Source organism: Parafrankia sp. Ea1.12 (assembly GCF_900465275.1).
In the GTDB taxonomy this organism is placed as follows: Bacteria; Actinomycetota; Actinomycetes; order Frankiales; family Frankiaceae; genus Parafrankia; species Parafrankia soli.
Map to the genome: position 1 here is coordinate 1 of NZ_UBIZ01000437.1, position 15,535 is coordinate 15,535.

Below are 15,535 nucleotides of genomic sequence, written 5' to 3' on the forward strand. Positions count from 1 at the left end.
CACCTCACCGCCGCCCACCGGGTCGCAGCGCACCTGCCAGCCGCCCTCGACCCGGCGCAGCTCCCGGGCCATCAGCCCGGTCCGCACCGTGGCACCGCTGGTGCTGGCCACCTTCTCCGCGAACGAGCCCAGGCCGCCGCGCAGCGAGGCGAACACGGGCGTCTGCGCCGGGGCCGGTCCGGTCCGGGCCCGGACGCGGTGCGCGCCGAGCAGCAGCGAGCGGTCCTCGGTCGCGATCGGGGTGAGCTGGGGGACGGTCGCCTGCAGCGAGAGCGCGTCAGCCCGCCCGGCGTAGACGCCGCCGAGCAGCGGGTCCACCAGCCGGTCCACGATCTCCCGCCCGACGCGGGCGCCGACGTACCCGCCGACCGTCGGGTCCGTCGGCAGGGTCGTGCGCGGGAGCACCAGGTCGGCCGCGGCGCGCAGCAGCCCGAAGGGCGAGAGCACCCGGGAGCGCACCAGGCCGAGCACGTCGGTGGGGACCCCCAGCATCGTGTTGGGCGGGATGGGACGGCGCCGCCCGCCCACCCACAGCGAGGCCTTGGTCGTCGTCGGATGCACGATGTCGTGCCCGAGCCCGATGTGCCGGGCCAGCCGGAGCGCCTCCGGCACGCGGACGAGGAAGGCCTCCGCGCCCTCCTCCACCGCCAGCCCCTCGATCGGGGTGGTGCGCAGCTTGCCGCCGATGCGGTCACCGGCCTCGACCACGGTGACCTCGGCCCTGCCCGCCAGCGCGCTCGCGGCGGACAGCCCCGCGATACCCGCTCCAATGATCACAACCCGCACGTCTTCTCCCAGCCCCTTCACGCCGTCCCCGTGTGGCCGCCCCCGGATCGGGGCCCTGGGCCCACGGCTCCACCGACCTCACCTGGCCGGGCCGGCCCGAGTCCCGCGGCCGGCTCCAGTCTCGCCCGCGGCCGTGCCACGCCGGTGGCGGGCACCGCCGAGCGGCCCCGGACCGGCCTACGGCCCCGTGCGCGGGCCTGGCGAGTCGGTGGCTGCCGCCCCGCTGTCAGAACTGGTGGACGAGGTCCACGATGTGCGCCAGCACGCCCGGATCACTCTCCGGAAGCACGCCGTGCCCGAAGTTGAAGATGTGCCCGGGAGCGGCCGCACCCCGGCGGCAGACGTCGCGGACCTTCGCCGCGAGGACGTCGGACGGGGCGAAGACCGCGGCCGGGTCGAGGTTGCCCTGCACGGCACGGCCGGGGCCGACCCGGCGGGCGGCCTCGTCCAGCGGGACGCGCCAGTCGACCCCGACGACGTCCGCGCCGGCCGCGCCCATCGCGCCGAGCAGCTCCCCGGTGTTCACCCCGAAGTGGATGCGCGGGATGCCGTCGTCGGCGAACGCCGCGAGGACCCGGGTGCTGTGCGGAGCCACGTAGCGCAGGTAGTCGTCCTCGCTGAGCGCGCCCGCCCACGAGTCGAACAGCTGGATGGCGTCGGCGCCGGCGTCGACCTGCACCCGCAGGAAGGCGGCCGTGATGTCGGCGAGCCGGCCGAGCAGGTCGTGCCACAGCACCGGCTCGGCGTACATGAGCGCCTTCGTGCGGGTGTGGCTGCGGCTCGGCCCGCCTTCGATCAGGTAGCTGGCCAGGGTGAACGGCGCACCGGCGAAACCGATCAGCGGCGTCTGCCCGAGCTCGCGGACCAGGGAGGCCACCGCCTCGCTCACGTAGGGCACGTCACCGGGCTCCAGCGGGCGCAGCACGTCCAGGTCGGACGGCGCCCGGACGGGATGGGCCACCACGGGCCCGACCCCGGCGACGATGTCGACGTCCACCCCGACGGCCGCGAGCGGCAGGACGATGTCCGAGAAGAAGATCGCGGCGTCGGGCCGGAAACGGCGCACCGGCTGCAGGGTGATCTCGGTGACCATGTCGGCGTTGCGGCAGGAATCGAGCATGGCGGTGGTGGCGCGCAGGGCGCGGTACTCGGGAAGCACCCGGCCGGCCTGCCGCATGAACCACACGGGCACGCTGTCGGGGCGGTCCCCGGCGGCGGCGCGCAGGAACGGCGAAGTCGCGGCGAGACCTGGACGTCGGGGCGAGACCCCGGGGCGAGGCGGCGCAACGGCGGTACTTCCGAGGGACATGGCCCGATCGTTGCACGCCCGGCGGACAGATGCCGCGCAGGGCACACGACTGTGTGCGATATCTTCTACTCGCAGTAGAAGTCAGGCTGGAGAACGCGTCCGGCGATGTCAGAGCACGGCGAGGCCGCAAGCGACGTCGAGGAGTGTCCGATGACCGACCCTTCCATTCAGGACGGCTCCACCCGGGACGGCGCGTGGCCGATGGGCGCCGCCCGCGCGGTGTCCCTGGCCGAGGCGACCTCCTTCCTCCTGCTCCTGATAGCGACCGCGGTCAAGCACGGGGCCGACCACGAGATCGGCGTGAAGATCCTCGGGCCGGTCCACGGTGGGCTGTTCATCGCGTACTGCCTGCTCGTCCTGTACGTGGGGTCGCTGCGGCGGTGGCCGGTGAAGCGGACTCTGCTCGCGCTCGGGGCGTCCGTCCTGCCGGTAGCGCCGTTCTTCGTGGAGCGGCACTGGCTACGGGAGCCGGCCCCGGCATCCGACGGCGCGGCCGGGCACGGCACGTCCGGGCACGGCGGCTCCCCGGGGCGCGCCAGCTCCGCGCCCGCGAGCTGAGCTCGCCGGCGCTCTGGGTCACCCGTACGCCGAGGTCACCCGCCCGGCGGCGACGAACCACCTCCTTCCACCCCCGAGGGAACGTCGGCCCCGCACCGCGCACAGCCGGCCGCACGCGACACGCCGGTGAGAATGCGCGGAGAACCGCCCTACCCGTGGCACCGTCAGACCGGTCGGAATAGGCGGCAACAATCCGCGATGTCCCGCGTTCAGCCTCCTGACCGACCGGCCGACGGCGGCTGGACGGCGCGCTGACGCGGCCCGCGGGGGGCTGCGCCGCGGTCAGGTTCACGCCACACCCGCCCGCAGGCTGACACCACGCGAACGACGCAGCTACCACGCGAACGACGCAGCCGTGCCCGGGGAGTGATACGCGAGTGGACCAGGTCCTGGTGAGCGCCGACGATCACATCCGCTACTGCGCGGGATGCGCGCGACAGCAACAGTTCGAGCAACCGCCGTGCGAGGACGGCCACAGCGCCGACTGCCCGGAACGTGCCTGTGTCGTGTGCGGCCACGCGATTCTCGTCGGCGCCGCGCCCGCCGCGGTGCCACCGGCGGGTGCCGGGGCCGACCGGCCCGTGACCGTCGTGACCGTTACCGCGCGCCGCGGCGCCGGCCGATCCGATTCCAGGGCCGTGGCGTGAGCCTGCACAGTCCCGCACCACATCCAGGCCTCCCGGGCGACCCGTTCGTCCCGGCCGGCCGGCCGGCGGCGCTCGGCGGGACACGCCCGGCGTCGGCGCAGCCGCCCGAGCAGGCCGTGCCGGCACGGCTCGCCCCGCTGACCCGAAGCGCCCGTTCCCACCCGGAGGGCGCTAAGCGGCACTCTCCGACGTCCGGCCAGCGCGACCAAGGTGCACGCCCTAACGTTGCCGCCATGGGGGGCACGCGGGCACCGAGCGACGCTCCGGCGCTCTTCGTGGCCGCCACCGAGGCGCTGCGGGCGGCGTTGGAGGAGCTGCGGCCGGACGTCGCCGTCCGCGAGATCCCCGCGCCCGCCCGGATCGCTCCCTACGCGTTCGCGCTCGCCGGGGGCCTCACCGGTGACGACGAGGCGGCCTCCGGCCGGTTCGTGCTGCTGTTCGACCCCGATGGGCAGGACGCCTGGGAGGGCACCACCCGGATCGTCTGCTATGCGCGCGCCTCGGTGGACCCGGAGGTCGCCGACGACCCGCTGCTGCCCGGGGTCGCCTGGTCGTGGCTGCGGGAGTCGTTGCAGTCGCACGGCGCCGAGCTCGGCGCCCTCGGCGGGACGGTCACCACCACCTCGTCCCGGCGCTTCGGGGTGCTCGCCACCGACGGCGACAACTTCGACGTCGAGCTCCGGTGTTCCTGGTCACCACGCTGGGCAGGATCGGTGGAGGAAGCCGAGGACCCGACGGTGCCGGAGCCGCCGCACAGCGGGGCCGACGGGGCGGCGCCGTGGGACCCGGCGGACGCTGCCGCGCACCTGCACTCCTTCGCCGACCTGTTGGCCGCGATGGCGGGGCTGCCGCCGCGTCTCTCCGGGGTCGTACCGCTACCTGCCCGCCGCGCCTGAGCAGATCCGAACCTCCCCGTCCGAACACTGCGCACCGGGAATGTCAACGGAGCGCATCCGCGACGACTACCTTGGAGCCACCATCGAACACGAAGCGTATAATTAGTGCGATTGCTCGGCCGACTGGGCTGCCAGGCCGGTCATTCACACGTACCATCGCCGATCGTGACGTCGACGGTTCCTGACTCAACGCACCAGGTCAGTGAGGGTGCGGCGATCGATGCTGCCGCCGCTGTCGAAGAGTCGGCAACCGTACCCATCCCGCTGCTGGAGCCGGCCGGTGGCGTCCCGCCCGTCCTCGACGACCCGCAGGACCTCACCCGCGCCACCGAGCGGCTGGCCGCCGGCACCGGCCCGGTCGCCTTCGACGCCGAGCGCGCCTCCGGTTACCGGTACAGCCAGCGCGCCTACCTCGTCCAGATCAGGCGGGCCGGCGCGGGCACCCTGCTCATCGACCCGATCGCACTGCCCGACCTGAGCGGCGTGCAGGACGCCGTCGGCGACACTGAATGGGTGCTGCACGCCGCCAGCCAGGACCTGCCCTGCCTGGCCGAGCTGGGCCTGCGCCCGAAGACGCTGTTCGACACCGAGCTCGCCGGCCGTCTGCTGGGCTACGAACGGGTGGGGCTGGGCGCCATGGTCGAGCGGGTGCTCGGCTTCGGGCTGGAGAAGGGGCACTCCGCCGCCGACTGGTCGACCCGCCCGCTGCCCGAACCGTGGCTGCGCTACGCCGCTCTCGACGTGGAGCTGCTGGTGGAGCTGCGCGACCAGCTCGAGAGCGAGCTGGTCGCGCAGAACAAGATGGCGTTCGCCCGGCAGGAGTTCGGCGCGATCGCCGCCGCTCCGCCGCGGGAGCCGCGGGCCGAGCCGTGGCGGCGCACGAGCGGGATCCACCGCGCGCGCAGCCGCCGCCAGCTCGCCGCCGTCCGGTCGATGTGGCAGGCCCGAGACCGGGTCGCCCGCGCCCGCGACATCGCGCCGGGCCGGGTGCTGCCCGACAGCGCGATCATGGACGCGGTACTGAAGGTCCCCGAGGACGCCGCCGCGCTGACCCGGCTGCCGATCTTCTCCGGGCAGCGGATGCGGCGCTCGGCGACCACCTGGATGGATGCCCTGCGCGCCGCCGCCGAGATGCCCGAGAACCAGCTGCCGAGCACCGCGGGCCCGGGCGGCGACGGCCTCCCCCCGCAGAACCGCTGGGCGGAACGTGACCCCGTGGCGGCGGCGCGGCTGGCCCGTGTGCGCGCGGCGCTGAACGCGATCGCCGAGGATCAGGGCATGCCGGTGGAGAACCTGCTGGAGCCGGCACTCGCCCGCCGGGTCACCTGGGCTCCCCCGGCCACGCGGGACACCGAGACGGTGACCGCCGCGCTGACCACGGGTGGCGCCCGCCCCTGGCAGGTCGAGCTGACGGCGGCCGCGGTGGCCGCGGCCCTGGTGGACCCGCCCGCGGGCACCGCCGCCGTGCCCGGAGCCACCGGCGGCGAGACCGCCGGCGGCGGAGCGGGCGGCACCGGTTCCGGGACGGCCGGCCGCGGCACCGGTGCCGCGGCGGGCGGCGGGTCCGCGCGGGCGAGAACGCGGCGGACCGGCGGCCGTCCGCCGTCCGGTGGGGAACCCGCCGCGTCCTGATCCGGCCGCACGCGCGGTACGTACCGACCCTTACCTACCCATGGGTAACTCCTGCCGTAGGCTGTTCCCGTCGCGGTCCGGCGCCACTGCGGGCAGCCGGCCCGACACCGTCTGCCGCGGGCCGCGCACGTGCCGCCCACGGGTGAGGCGTCGAGGAGGCCGGTGGTGTTCGTCAGCGCGCAGGGTTCGATCCGTGACGTGGTGTTCGTCGACGGTGTACGCACTCCCTTCGGCAAGGCCAAGGGCGTCTACGCCGAGACCCGGGCCGACGACCTGGTGGTCCGGGTCATCCGCGAGCTGATGCGGCGCAATCCCGCGCTGCCGCCCGAGCGGGTCGACGAGGTCGCGATCGCGGCGACGACCCAGATCGGCGATCAGGGCCTGACCATCGGCCGGGTCGCCGGCATCCTGGCCGGGCTGCCCGAGTCGGTGCCCGGCTACGCCATCGACCGGATGTGCGCGGGCGCGGTGACGGCGGTGACCACCACCGCGTCCGCGATCGCCGTCGGCGCCTACGACATCGCCATCGCCGGCGGCGTCGAGCACATGGGGCGCCATCCGATGGGCGAGGGCGTGGACCCGAACCCGCGGTTCGTCTCCGAGCGTCTCGTCGATTCCTCCGCGCTGGTCATGGGCATGACCGCGGAGAACGTGCACGACCGGTTCCCGGGGATCACCCGGGCCCGGGCGGACGCGTACGCCGCCGCGTCGCAGGCGAAGGCCGCCAAGGCGTACGCGGACGGCAGGATCCAGCCCGACCTCGTCCCCGTCGCCGCGCGGCACGTCGACAGCGGCTGGGAGCTGGTCACCGCGGACGAGCCGCCCCGGCCCGGCACCACCGTCGAGGGCCTCGCCGGGCTGCGGACACCGTTCCGGCCGCACGGGCGGGTCACCGCGGGCAACGCCGCGGGCATCAACGACGGCGCCACCGGCTGCGTGCTCGCCGCCGCGGACGTCGCCGCCGAGCTCGGCCTGACCCGGAAGATGTCGCTGGTCGGGTTCGGGTTCGCCGGTGTGGCGCCCGAGGTCATGGGGGTCGGGCCGATCCCGTCCACGGAGAAGGCGCTGGCCCGCACCGGCCTGAGCATCGACGACATCGGCCTGTTCGAGCTGAACGAGGCCTTCGCCGTGCAGGTGATCGCCTTCCTGGAACACTTCGGCCTCGCCGACGACGACCCGCGGGTCAACCCCTACGGCGGCGCCATCGCGTACGGGCACCCGCTCGCCTCCAGCGGAGTGCGGCTGATGACCCAGCTGGCCCGCCAGTTCGAGGAGCATCCCGAGGTCCGCTACGGGATGACCGCGATGTGCGTGGGCTTCGGCATGGGAGCGACGACGATCTGGGAGAACCCGCACTTCGGCCGAACGGGAGAAGGAGCATGAGCAGCGCCGCGATGGCCCTGGAACACCCGGACGAGGTCGTCACGCAGGCCCATGTCCGGTACGCACAACTGCCCGGCGTGAGCGGCCCGGTCGCGCTCATCACCCTGGACAACGGGCAGGACCACACCCGCCCGAGCACCTTCGGCCCGGGCGGGCTGCGGTCGCTGCTCACCGCCGTCGAGGAGATCGAGGCCCACGACCCGCCGGTGGCGGCGGTGGCGGTGACCGGCAAGCCGTTCATCTTCTGCGCCGGCGCGGACCTCTCCTACCGGTCGTCGCTGACCGACCCGGCCGAGGTCCGGCCCAAGCTCACCGCGCTCGGCGAGCTTGGGCACACCGCGCTGCGCCGGGTCGGCGAGGGCCGGCTGGGCGACCGGCGGGTCCCCACCTTCGCGCTGGTCAACGGCGCCACGATGGGCGGCGGCCTGGAGCTGGCGCTGCACTGCGACTACCGGGCGATCTCCGCCGGTGCCGCGCCGATCGCGCTGCCCGAGGTCTTCCTCGGTCTGGTGCCGGCCTGGGGCGGCACCCAGCTGCTGCCGAGCCTGGTCGGCCCGGAGAACGCGGTCACCATCATGATCGACAACGCGCTCAGCCAGAACCGGACGCTGCGCGGCCCCAAGGCGTTCGCGCTCGGCCTCGGTGACGTCCTGCTGGATGCCGCGGACTTCCTCGAGGAGGCGCTGCACTGGGTCGGCCAGGTGCTGCGGGGCGAGGTGGACCCGGCCAAGGGCCGCCGTCCCGTCGAGCGGGGTGCCGCCTGGGCCGCGGCGCTGGAGCGCGGCCGCGTCCTCGCGGACGCCCGGCTGCACGGCGCGGCCCCGGCCGCCTACCGCGCCCTCGAGTTGATGGCCCTGGCGGAGACCGCGGACGCCGACACGGGGTACGCCGCCGAGACGGCGGCGCTGGCCGATCTCGGGTCCAGCGAGGAGCTCGTCGCCGGGCTCTACTCCTTCGACCTGGTGAACCGGCGCGCCAAGCGGCCGGTCGGCGGGCCCGACCGCTCGCTGGCCCGAGCGGTGACCAAGGTCGGCGTGGTCGGCGCGGGGCTGATGGCCAGCCAACTCGGGCTGCTGTTCGCCCAGCGGCTGGAGGTGCCGGTCGTCCTCACCGACCTCGACCAGGCGCGTCTCGACGCGGGAGTCGCACACGTCCACAGCGAGATCGACAACCTGCTGCTGCGCGGGCGGATCTCCCACGACCGCGCGAACCGGCTCAAGGCCTCCGTGACCGGCTCACTGACCAAGGACGCGTTCGCCGACGCCGACCTGATCATCGAGGCCGTCTTCGAGGACATGTCGGTCAAGAAGGCGGTGCTCGCCGAGCTCGAGTCCGTGGTGAAGCCGGAGACGCTGCTGCTCACCAACACCTCGGCCCTCTCGGTGACCGAGATGGCCGCCGACCTGACCCATCCGGAGCGGGTCGCCGGGCTGCACTTCTTCAACCCGGTGGCGGTGCTGCCCCTGGTCGAGGTCGTCCGCACCCCGCGGACCGACGACGCCGCGATCGCGACCACGCTGCAGGTCGCGAAGCAGCTGAAGAAGAACGCGGTGCTGGTCGCGGACGCGCCGGCCTTCGTGGTGAACCGCCTCCTCACCCGGTTCATGGGCGAGGTGCTCGCGGCCACCGAGACCGGAACCCCGATCGAACAGGCCGACGGCGCGCTCGACCCGCTCGGACTGCCGATGTCGCCGCTGGTCCTGCTCTCGCTGGTCGGCCCGCCGGTCGCACTGCACGTGGCCCGGACCCTGCACCAGGCCATGCCCGACCGGTTCCGCACGCCGGACGGCCTGGCGCGGGTCGTGGCCGCCGGGAAGAGCAGCTTCTACACGGCCGGACCGGGCGGCGAGCAGATCGTCGACCCGGAGGTCGCCGATCTCGTCCGGAGCATGGACGACGGCACCGCGCCGACCGCTCGGGAGGGCGCGGCGATGACGCCCGAGCAGGTCCGCGAGGCGGCGCTCTCGGCGCTGGCCCAGGAGATAAGGCTCCTGCTGGACGAGGGCGTCGTGGCCGAGGCGGCGGACGTCGACCTGTGCATGATCCTCGGCGCCGGCTGGCCCTTCCACCTCGGCGGCATCACCCCGTACCTGGACCGCACCGGCATCAGCGAACGCGTGACCGGTCGCCGTTTCAACCCTCCGGGCGTCGCCACCGTCGCCTGATCGGACGGGCACTCCGGGCGGACACCGGCACTGCCCGCCCGGAGTGCCCGTCCGAGGCCGCCGCTCGGATCCGCCGCGCTCCGGGCCGACATTCTCCTTGACTTGGTTATTGAGTGACCACTACCTTGAGGTTGTGGCCCCAAGGACAACCGGCGGCGCCGGCACCCGGATGAGCGCGGAGCAACGACGCGCGGTGGTGCTCGCGGCGGCCGTCGAGGAGTTCGCCCTGGGCGGCCTGACCGGCACGTCCACCGAGGCGATCGCCAGCCGTGCCGGCATCTCCCAGCCCTATCTGTTCCGACTCTTCCCCACCAAGAAGGAACTGTTCCTGGCGGCCGTCCGGGCCACCTTCACCCTGACTCGCGAACGCTTCGAGACCGCGGCGGGCGACCTGGTCGGCGCCGACGCCCTGACGGCGATCGGGTCCGCCTACGACGAGCTGCTCACCGACCGCACCTACCTGCTCATGCAGATGCAGAGCTACGCCTCCTGCGGTGACCCGGACATCCAGGAGGTCACCCGGCAGGGTTTCCGGGACCTGTGGCAGACCGTCGAACGCGTCAGCGGATGCGACGACGAGGAACTGCGCACGTTCTTCGGGCACGGCATGCTGCTCAACGTCGTGGCCGCGATGAACCTGCAGGAGATCGGCGACCGCTGGGCCCGGGAGATCTGCAGCTAGACCGGCCTGGGTCGGCCCACGCCGTTCCAGACCCGCGTTCGCCTCCCTCGCACCCGTTCCACCTGTCCGCACCCTCGCCCACACCACGAATCTAGTGACCAATCACTATCCAACGAAGGTAGTGAGCACTCAAGACCTTGGAGGGAACTCGTGACCGACAAGCGATCCGCCACCGTCTGGACGTTCGTCGTGACGTCCATAACGGCGTTCATGGTGGCCCTGGACAACCTGGTGGTCACCACCGCACTTCCCCAGATCCGCGACGACCTCGGGGCGGGCCTGGAGGGCCTGGAATGGGTGGTGAACGCCTACACGCTGCCGTTCGCGGTGTTGCTGCTGACCGGCGCCGCACTCGGCGACCGGCTCGGGCGGCGGGCCGTGTTCGCCACCGGGCTCGGGGTGTTCACCCTGGGCAGCCTCGGCGCGGCGCTCGCCCCGTCCATCGAGGCGCTCATCGCCGCCCGGGCCATGCAGGGCGTCGGCGCGGCGCTGGTCCTGCCACTGAGCCTGACGCTGCTGTCGGCGGCGGTCCCACCCGAGCGCCGGGGCGCCGCGCTCGGCGTGTGGGGGGCGATGTCCGGGCTTGCCGTGGCCGTCGGGCCCCTGGTCGGTGGCGCGATCACCGAGGGGGCGAGCTGGCAGTGGATCTTCTGGCTGAACGTGCCGATCGGCCTGGTGACGGTCCCGCTCGCGCTGCGCAGGCTCACGGAGTCCCGCGGGCCGGCCGGACGGCTGGACCTGCCGGGGGTCGCGATCATCTCCGCCGGGCTGCTCGGCGTCACACTCGGGCTGGTCCGCGGTGAGAGCCACGGGTGGACGAGCCCGGCCGTCCTGACGTCACTGCTGGCCGGCGCGGCCGGGGTCGGCGCCTTCATCGCCTGGGAGCGGCGCGTGGCCCGGCGCGGCGGGAGCCCCATGCTGCCGATGGCCCTGTTCCGCCGCCGCGGGTTCGCGGCGGTGAACGCCGTGTCGCTGCTGTTCTCGGTCGGCATGTTCGGGTCGATCTTCCTGTTGGCGCAGGCCCTGCAGAACGTCTTCGACTACTCGCCCCTCGAGGCCGGCATCCGCACGCTGCCCTGGACGGCGATGCCCCTGCTGATCGCCCCGATCGCCGGACCGCTCTCGGATCGGATCGGCGGGCGCCCGCTGATCGTGGCCGGTATGGCGATCGAGGCCGTGAGCCTGGCCTGGCTCGCGACGATCCTGGACACCGGGGCCGACTACGCCGGGCTCGTCCCGCCCTTCGTCCTGGCCGGTGTGGGCATGGCGCTGTTCTTCGTTCCGGTCGCGTCGGTGGCCCTCGGTTCGGTCCCGGCGGAGCAGGAGGGTCTCGCCTCCGGCACGAACAACGCGATGCGCGAGCTCGGCGGCGTCCTGGGGGTCGCGGTGCTGGCCTCGGTCTTCGCCGCGAACGGCGGCTACGGGAGCCCGGGGGCGTTCGTGGACGGCACCCGGCCCGCGCTGTGGGTGGGGGCGGCCGTCCTGCTCACCGCCGCGGCAGTGGCCACGCTGCTGCCGTCGCCCACGAGGACGGCAGCGCCCGCGAGGACGGCAGCATCCGCGACGCCTGCGGCACCCGCCACGCCCGCGGCAGCCGCCACGCCCGCGGCACCCCGGGCCCTGCCCGTGGTCGGCCGGCCGTCGTCCGTCTGAAGCGGGTCCGGGTACGGATCACCGACCACGGTGATCCGTACCCGGACGTCGTTTGCGCCCGCCTGCGGAGAATCGATACTCGGCGGCGCGATCAGTAGCTGGATCCCACCGATTCGCCCCGGTTCACGGCATCAGTCGGAACAGGCCACCGACAAAAACCCACCCGGCGCATCAGGCCGCCGAAGCCCCCCAGGACAAAAGCATCACCGGCCGCTTCAACGCTGAGCGTCACCTCCGGCGAAAAAGCTGGGGCGCCACAGTTTCCTGAACTCCGCCCGTAGGACACCCGATCGATGATCCGAATACGGAGGACATCGCTCTGGGCACCTCACCGGTCACGCTTCCGATCATTGACGGTGCGGAACGGCGACATTCCCACGCCGGTGCGCGGGTCAGCGGTTACTCGGCGCCGGCTGGGCGACGGCCGCGGCGCCCCCGGCCCGTGGGCCGGCCTGGCCCGACCCGGCGAGGTCCTCCGGCCTACTGGCGACCGCCTCGCCACGCGGGCGCAGCGCCACCCCGACCAGCGCCCAGACGATGTCGGCGACCGTGGCGAGCAGGCGCGCGACAAGAGCGATCAGCGTCGACGGGCCACTCGGCAGCGCCGGGGCCAGGGCAAGCACCAGTACGGCCTCGCGCACGCCCGCGCCCGCGGGCAGGACGAGCACCAGGAAGCCCGCGGTCCAGGCCAGGGCGTAGGCGCCGACGCACAGCGCCACCAGCCGGGCGCCGCCGACCTCCGGCTGCAGGTCACGGACCAGCAGCCAGGTCCCCACGCCGTAGCAGGCGAAGCTGCCCAGCAGCCAGCCGGCGCCGACGGCGATGGGGCGGGCGGTCAGCGGCTCGGTCAGCGGCGGGCGGCGCAGCAGCCGGAACGCGACCGCCAGCAGTCTGGCGAGCACCGGAGGGTAGAGCACCACCGCGAAGACGGGCACCACCGCCAGCGCCCACCAGTAGTCGGCGAGCGCGTCGCGGGAGGAGAAGGGCAGGGTGACGGCCGCAGCCAGACCGCCGCAGGGCACCGCCAGCGCGAGCACCACAAGACTCGCCAGGGCCGACTTCGGCCGGGAGACCCCGTAGTCGCGGGAGAGCTCCATCTGGGCGAGGACGGGCCACACACTGCCCGGAATGTACTTACCGATCTGGCCGACGCAGAAGATCCGGACGGCGGCGCGCAGCGGCAGCAGCGCACCGAGCCCGGCGAGCACGGCACGCCAGGACAGGACGGTGGCGCCGACCGCGAGCGTCGTCGCCACGCCGGAGCCGACGACACCGAGAACGGTCAGGTCGCCCAGCGAGTCCCGGACGTCGTTCCACTGGCCGACCAGCGCCACGACCAGAAGCGCGGCGGCGAGCACCAGGGCTGCGCGGACCACCCACCACCGCACGCCCCGACGGGCGGCGGGGGCAGCCGGTTCCTCCGCCGGGCGGGCCTCGTCGGGGCCCGCCGCCGGTGCGACGGCGGGCCCACGCACGACGTCCCCGCCAGCCATGGCGGACGGGGATTCGCGGTGCGCGGGACGCCGACTCACCGGGTCAGCCTAAGGCGTCCACCGGACGGCACCCGCGCCGGGCGCACACGGGCGCGACCCGGCCCCGCGCCGGTCAGGCCTGGCCGGTCCAGGCCCGGCCGGTCGTGACCGGCCGAGCGGGCCCTGCCGGTCAGGCCCGGCCGGTCAGGCCTGACCGCCGCCGGCGGGGGTCTGGTTGGACTCGTCCGCGCCGACCTCGTCGCCCATGAGGGCGTGCTGGCGCTTGGCGACCGCCTCGATCACCTTGCGGGCCAGGTCCTGCGGGGCGAGGCCGACCTCGGCCAGCACGTCGTCGCGCTTGCCGTGGTCGAGGAAGCGCTGGGCGACCCCGAACTCACGCACCGGGACGTCGACGTCGGCGTCCCGCAGCAGCTGCGCGACGCAGGCACCGACGCCACCGACCCGCCCGTTGTCCTCGACGGTGACGACGAGGTCGTGGTCACGGGCGAGGTCGACCAGCGCCGGGTCGAGCGGCTTGACCCACCGCGGGTCGACCACGGTGATGCCGATGCCCTGGCTGGCGACACGCTCGGCGACGTCCAGACAGGTCGGGGCCATCGCGCCGATCGAGACGAGCAGCACCTCGCGGTGCCGCGCGGCCGCCGGCGCCCGGTAGAGGACGTCGACCCCGCCGACCTGGTCGATCGCCGGGGAGTCCGCGGCGACCTTGCCCTTGGGGTAACGCACGACCGTCGGGCCGTCGGTGTTGGAGACCGCCTCGTCGAGCTCGGCGCGCAGGGTCGCGGCGTCACGCGGGGCGGCGATCGCCAGACCCGGCACGACCTGCAGGAAGGACATGTCCCACATGCCGTTGTGGGACGCGCCGTCCTCGCCGGTGATCCCGGCGCGGTCGAGCACGAAGGTCACCGGCTGGCGGTGCATGGCGACGTCCATGAGGACCTGGTCGAAGGCGCGGTTCAGGAACGTCGCGTAGATACACACGACGGGCTTGAGACCGCCCATGGCCAGGCCGGCGGCCGAGGTGACCGCGTGCTGCTCGGCGATGCCGACGTCGAAGACCCGGTCCGGGAAGGCCTTGGCGAACGACTTCAGGCCGACCGGCTGGAGCATCGCCGCGGTCATGGTGACCACGTCGGGCCGCTCGGAACCGATCCGGACGATCTCCTCGGAGAAGATCGAGGTCCAGGTGGCGCCCTTGGCTGCCGACTTCGGCTTACCGGTCAGCGGGTCGATGACGCCGACGGCGTGGAAGTTGTCGGCGTCGTCCTGCTCGGCCGCCGGGTACCCGAAGCCCTTGCGGGTCATGGCGTGGACGATCACCGGGCCACCGAAGTCCTTGGCCCGGCGCAGCGCCGACTCCATGGCGACCACGTCGTGGCCGTCGACCGGGCCGACGTACTTCAGCCCGAGGTCCTCGAACATGCCCTGCGGGGTGACGACGTCCTTGATGCCCTTCTTGATGCCGTGCAGGGCGTCGAACAGCGGCGCGCCGACGAGCGGGGTGCGGCCCAGCACCTGCTTGACGACGTCCAGGACCTGCTCGTACTCGGGCGCCAGGCGCAGCGACGCGAGGTGGTCGGCGAGGCCGCCGATGGTGGGTGAGTAGGACCGGCCGTTGTCGTTGACGACGATGACGACCTGCCGGTCGCTGGCGGCGATGTTGTTCAGCGCCTCCCAGCACATTCCGCCGGTCAGCGCCCCGTCGCCGACGACCGCGACGACGGCCCGGTTCTCCCCGCGCAGCTCGTAGGCGCGGGACAGCCCGTCGGCGTACGACAGCGCCGTGGAGGCGTGCGAGTTCTCGATGATGTCGTGCTCGGACTCGGCCTGGCTCGGGTAGCCGGAGAGCCCGCCGCGCTGACGGAGGCGGTCGAACTGCTCCCGGCGGCCGGTCAGAATCTTGTGAACATAGGACTGGTGGCCCGTGTCCCAGAGGACACGGTCGAATGGTGAATCGAACACTCGGTGGATTGCGAGAGTCAGTTCTACAGCGCCCAGATTCGGCCCTAGGTGGCCGCCTGTGCGGGCAACCGCGTGGATGAGGAAATCACGGATCTCAGCCGCGAGCGTCACCAGCTCCTCATGGTCGAGGCGCTTGACGTCCTGCGGGCTGTCGATCGTCGACAGAAGCGACACGGCGTGCTCTCCCTCCCCCGAAAGGGGATCGGTCCGGGTCCGGCAAAGTCTACGCAGGGCACCCCGGGCTCCGCAGACAGGCTCCCGACATGTGAGCTGCCCGAAGAGCGTCAGATATTTCGCCGGGTCGCGGTAGAATCCACCTCCCCGTTGTCGGTAATGTGCGACGAGTAGTCGGTGAAGAGAGCCCGGGAA

At 73.5% G+C, this 15,535-nt stretch carries 12 protein-coding genes; 8 read left to right on the plus strand and 4 right to left on the minus strand.

Annotation, left to right across the window (positions count from 1 at the left end):
* Both hemG and hemE read right to left on the minus strand, forming a co-directional pair.
* The coding region (gene hemG, locus FMEAI12_RS25685) for a protoporphyrinogen oxidase (RefSeq protein WP_112108142.1) at positions 1-786 on the minus strand (786 nt) is incomplete at its 3' end.
* 226 nt (positions 787-1,012) lie between these two features.
* Positions 1,013-2,095 carry a uroporphyrinogen decarboxylase gene (gene hemE / locus FMEAI12_RS25690; protein ID WP_112108130.1) on the minus strand — a complete coding sequence of 361 codons (1,083 nt, stop codon included), beginning with the start codon at positions 2,093-2,095 and terminating at the stop codon, positions 1,013-1,015.
* Positions 2,096-2,245: 150 nt separating this feature from the next.
* Here hemE and FMEAI12_RS25695 point away from each other — a divergent pair, with 150 nt between their 5' ends.
* The 8 genes from FMEAI12_RS25695 to FMEAI12_RS25730 all read left to right on the plus strand — a co-directional run bounded on the left by FMEAI12_RS25695 (position 2,246) and on the right by FMEAI12_RS25730 (position 11,711).
* Positions 2,246-2,653 (plus strand): DUF3817 domain-containing protein, encoded by a 408-nt coding sequence (locus FMEAI12_RS25695; RefSeq protein ID WP_112108143.1) that lies wholly within the window; start codon positions 2,246-2,248, stop codon positions 2,651-2,653.
* A gap of 377 nt (positions 2,654-3,030) precedes the next feature.
* A complete protein-coding gene (locus FMEAI12_RS25700; protein WP_071061661.1) occupies positions 3,031-3,300 on the plus strand; it encodes a hypothetical protein in 270 nt (89 codons plus the stop codon).
* A 233-nt stretch (positions 3,301-3,533) separates the two neighbouring features.
* Positions 3,534-4,196, plus strand: coding sequence for a DUF3000 domain-containing protein (locus FMEAI12_RS25705; RefSeq protein WP_235014484.1), 663 nt, complete (start codon positions 3,534-3,536; stop codon positions 4,194-4,196).
* Positions 4,197-4,361: 165 nt separating this feature from the next.
* A complete protein-coding gene (locus tag FMEAI12_RS25710) occupies positions 4,362-5,828 on the plus strand; it encodes a ribonuclease D (protein WP_235014487.1) in 1,467 nt (488 codons plus the stop codon).
* A 165-nt stretch (positions 5,829-5,993) separates the two neighbouring features.
* Positions 5,994-7,211 (plus strand): acetyl-CoA C-acyltransferase, encoded by a 1,218-nt coding sequence (locus tag FMEAI12_RS25715; RefSeq protein WP_112108133.1) that lies wholly within the window; start codon positions 5,994-5,996, stop codon positions 7,209-7,211.
* On the plus strand, positions 7,208-9,376 hold the full coding sequence (locus tag FMEAI12_RS25720; protein WP_112108134.1) for a 3-hydroxyacyl-CoA dehydrogenase NAD-binding domain-containing protein: 2,169 nt from the start codon (positions 7,208-7,210) through the stop codon (positions 9,374-9,376). Before FMEAI12_RS25715 ends, FMEAI12_RS25720 begins: the two co-directional genes overlap by 4 nt.
* A 133-nt stretch (positions 9,377-9,509) precedes the next feature.
* The gene (locus FMEAI12_RS25725; RefSeq protein ID WP_235014490.1) at positions 9,510-10,058 is read left to right on the plus strand and encodes a TetR/AcrR family transcriptional regulator; all 549 of its coding nucleotides are present in this window, start codon (positions 9,510-9,512) and stop codon (positions 10,056-10,058) included.
* A 210-nt stretch (positions 10,059-10,268) separates the two neighbouring features.
* The gene (locus FMEAI12_RS25730) at positions 10,269-11,711 is read left to right on the plus strand and encodes a DHA2 family efflux MFS transporter permease subunit (RefSeq protein WP_368672107.1); all 1,443 of its coding nucleotides are present in this window, start codon (positions 10,269-10,271) and stop codon (positions 11,709-11,711) included.
* Positions 11,712-12,103: 392 nt separating this feature from the next.
* Here the strand turns inward: FMEAI12_RS25730 and FMEAI12_RS25735 are convergent, their stop codons facing one another.
* Both FMEAI12_RS25735 and dxs read right to left on the minus strand, forming a co-directional pair.
* Positions 12,104-13,186 (minus strand): lysylphosphatidylglycerol synthase domain-containing protein, encoded by a 1,083-nt coding sequence (locus FMEAI12_RS25735; RefSeq protein ID WP_112108144.1) that lies wholly within the window; start codon positions 13,184-13,186, stop codon positions 12,104-12,106.
* A 201-nt stretch (positions 13,187-13,387) separates the two neighbouring features.
* Positions 13,388-15,340 (minus strand): 1-deoxy-D-xylulose-5-phosphate synthase, encoded by a 1,953-nt coding sequence (gene dxs / locus FMEAI12_RS25740; RefSeq protein ID WP_112108136.1) that lies wholly within the window; start codon positions 15,338-15,340, stop codon positions 13,388-13,390.
* Positions 15,341-15,535: the final 195 nt, after the last annotated feature.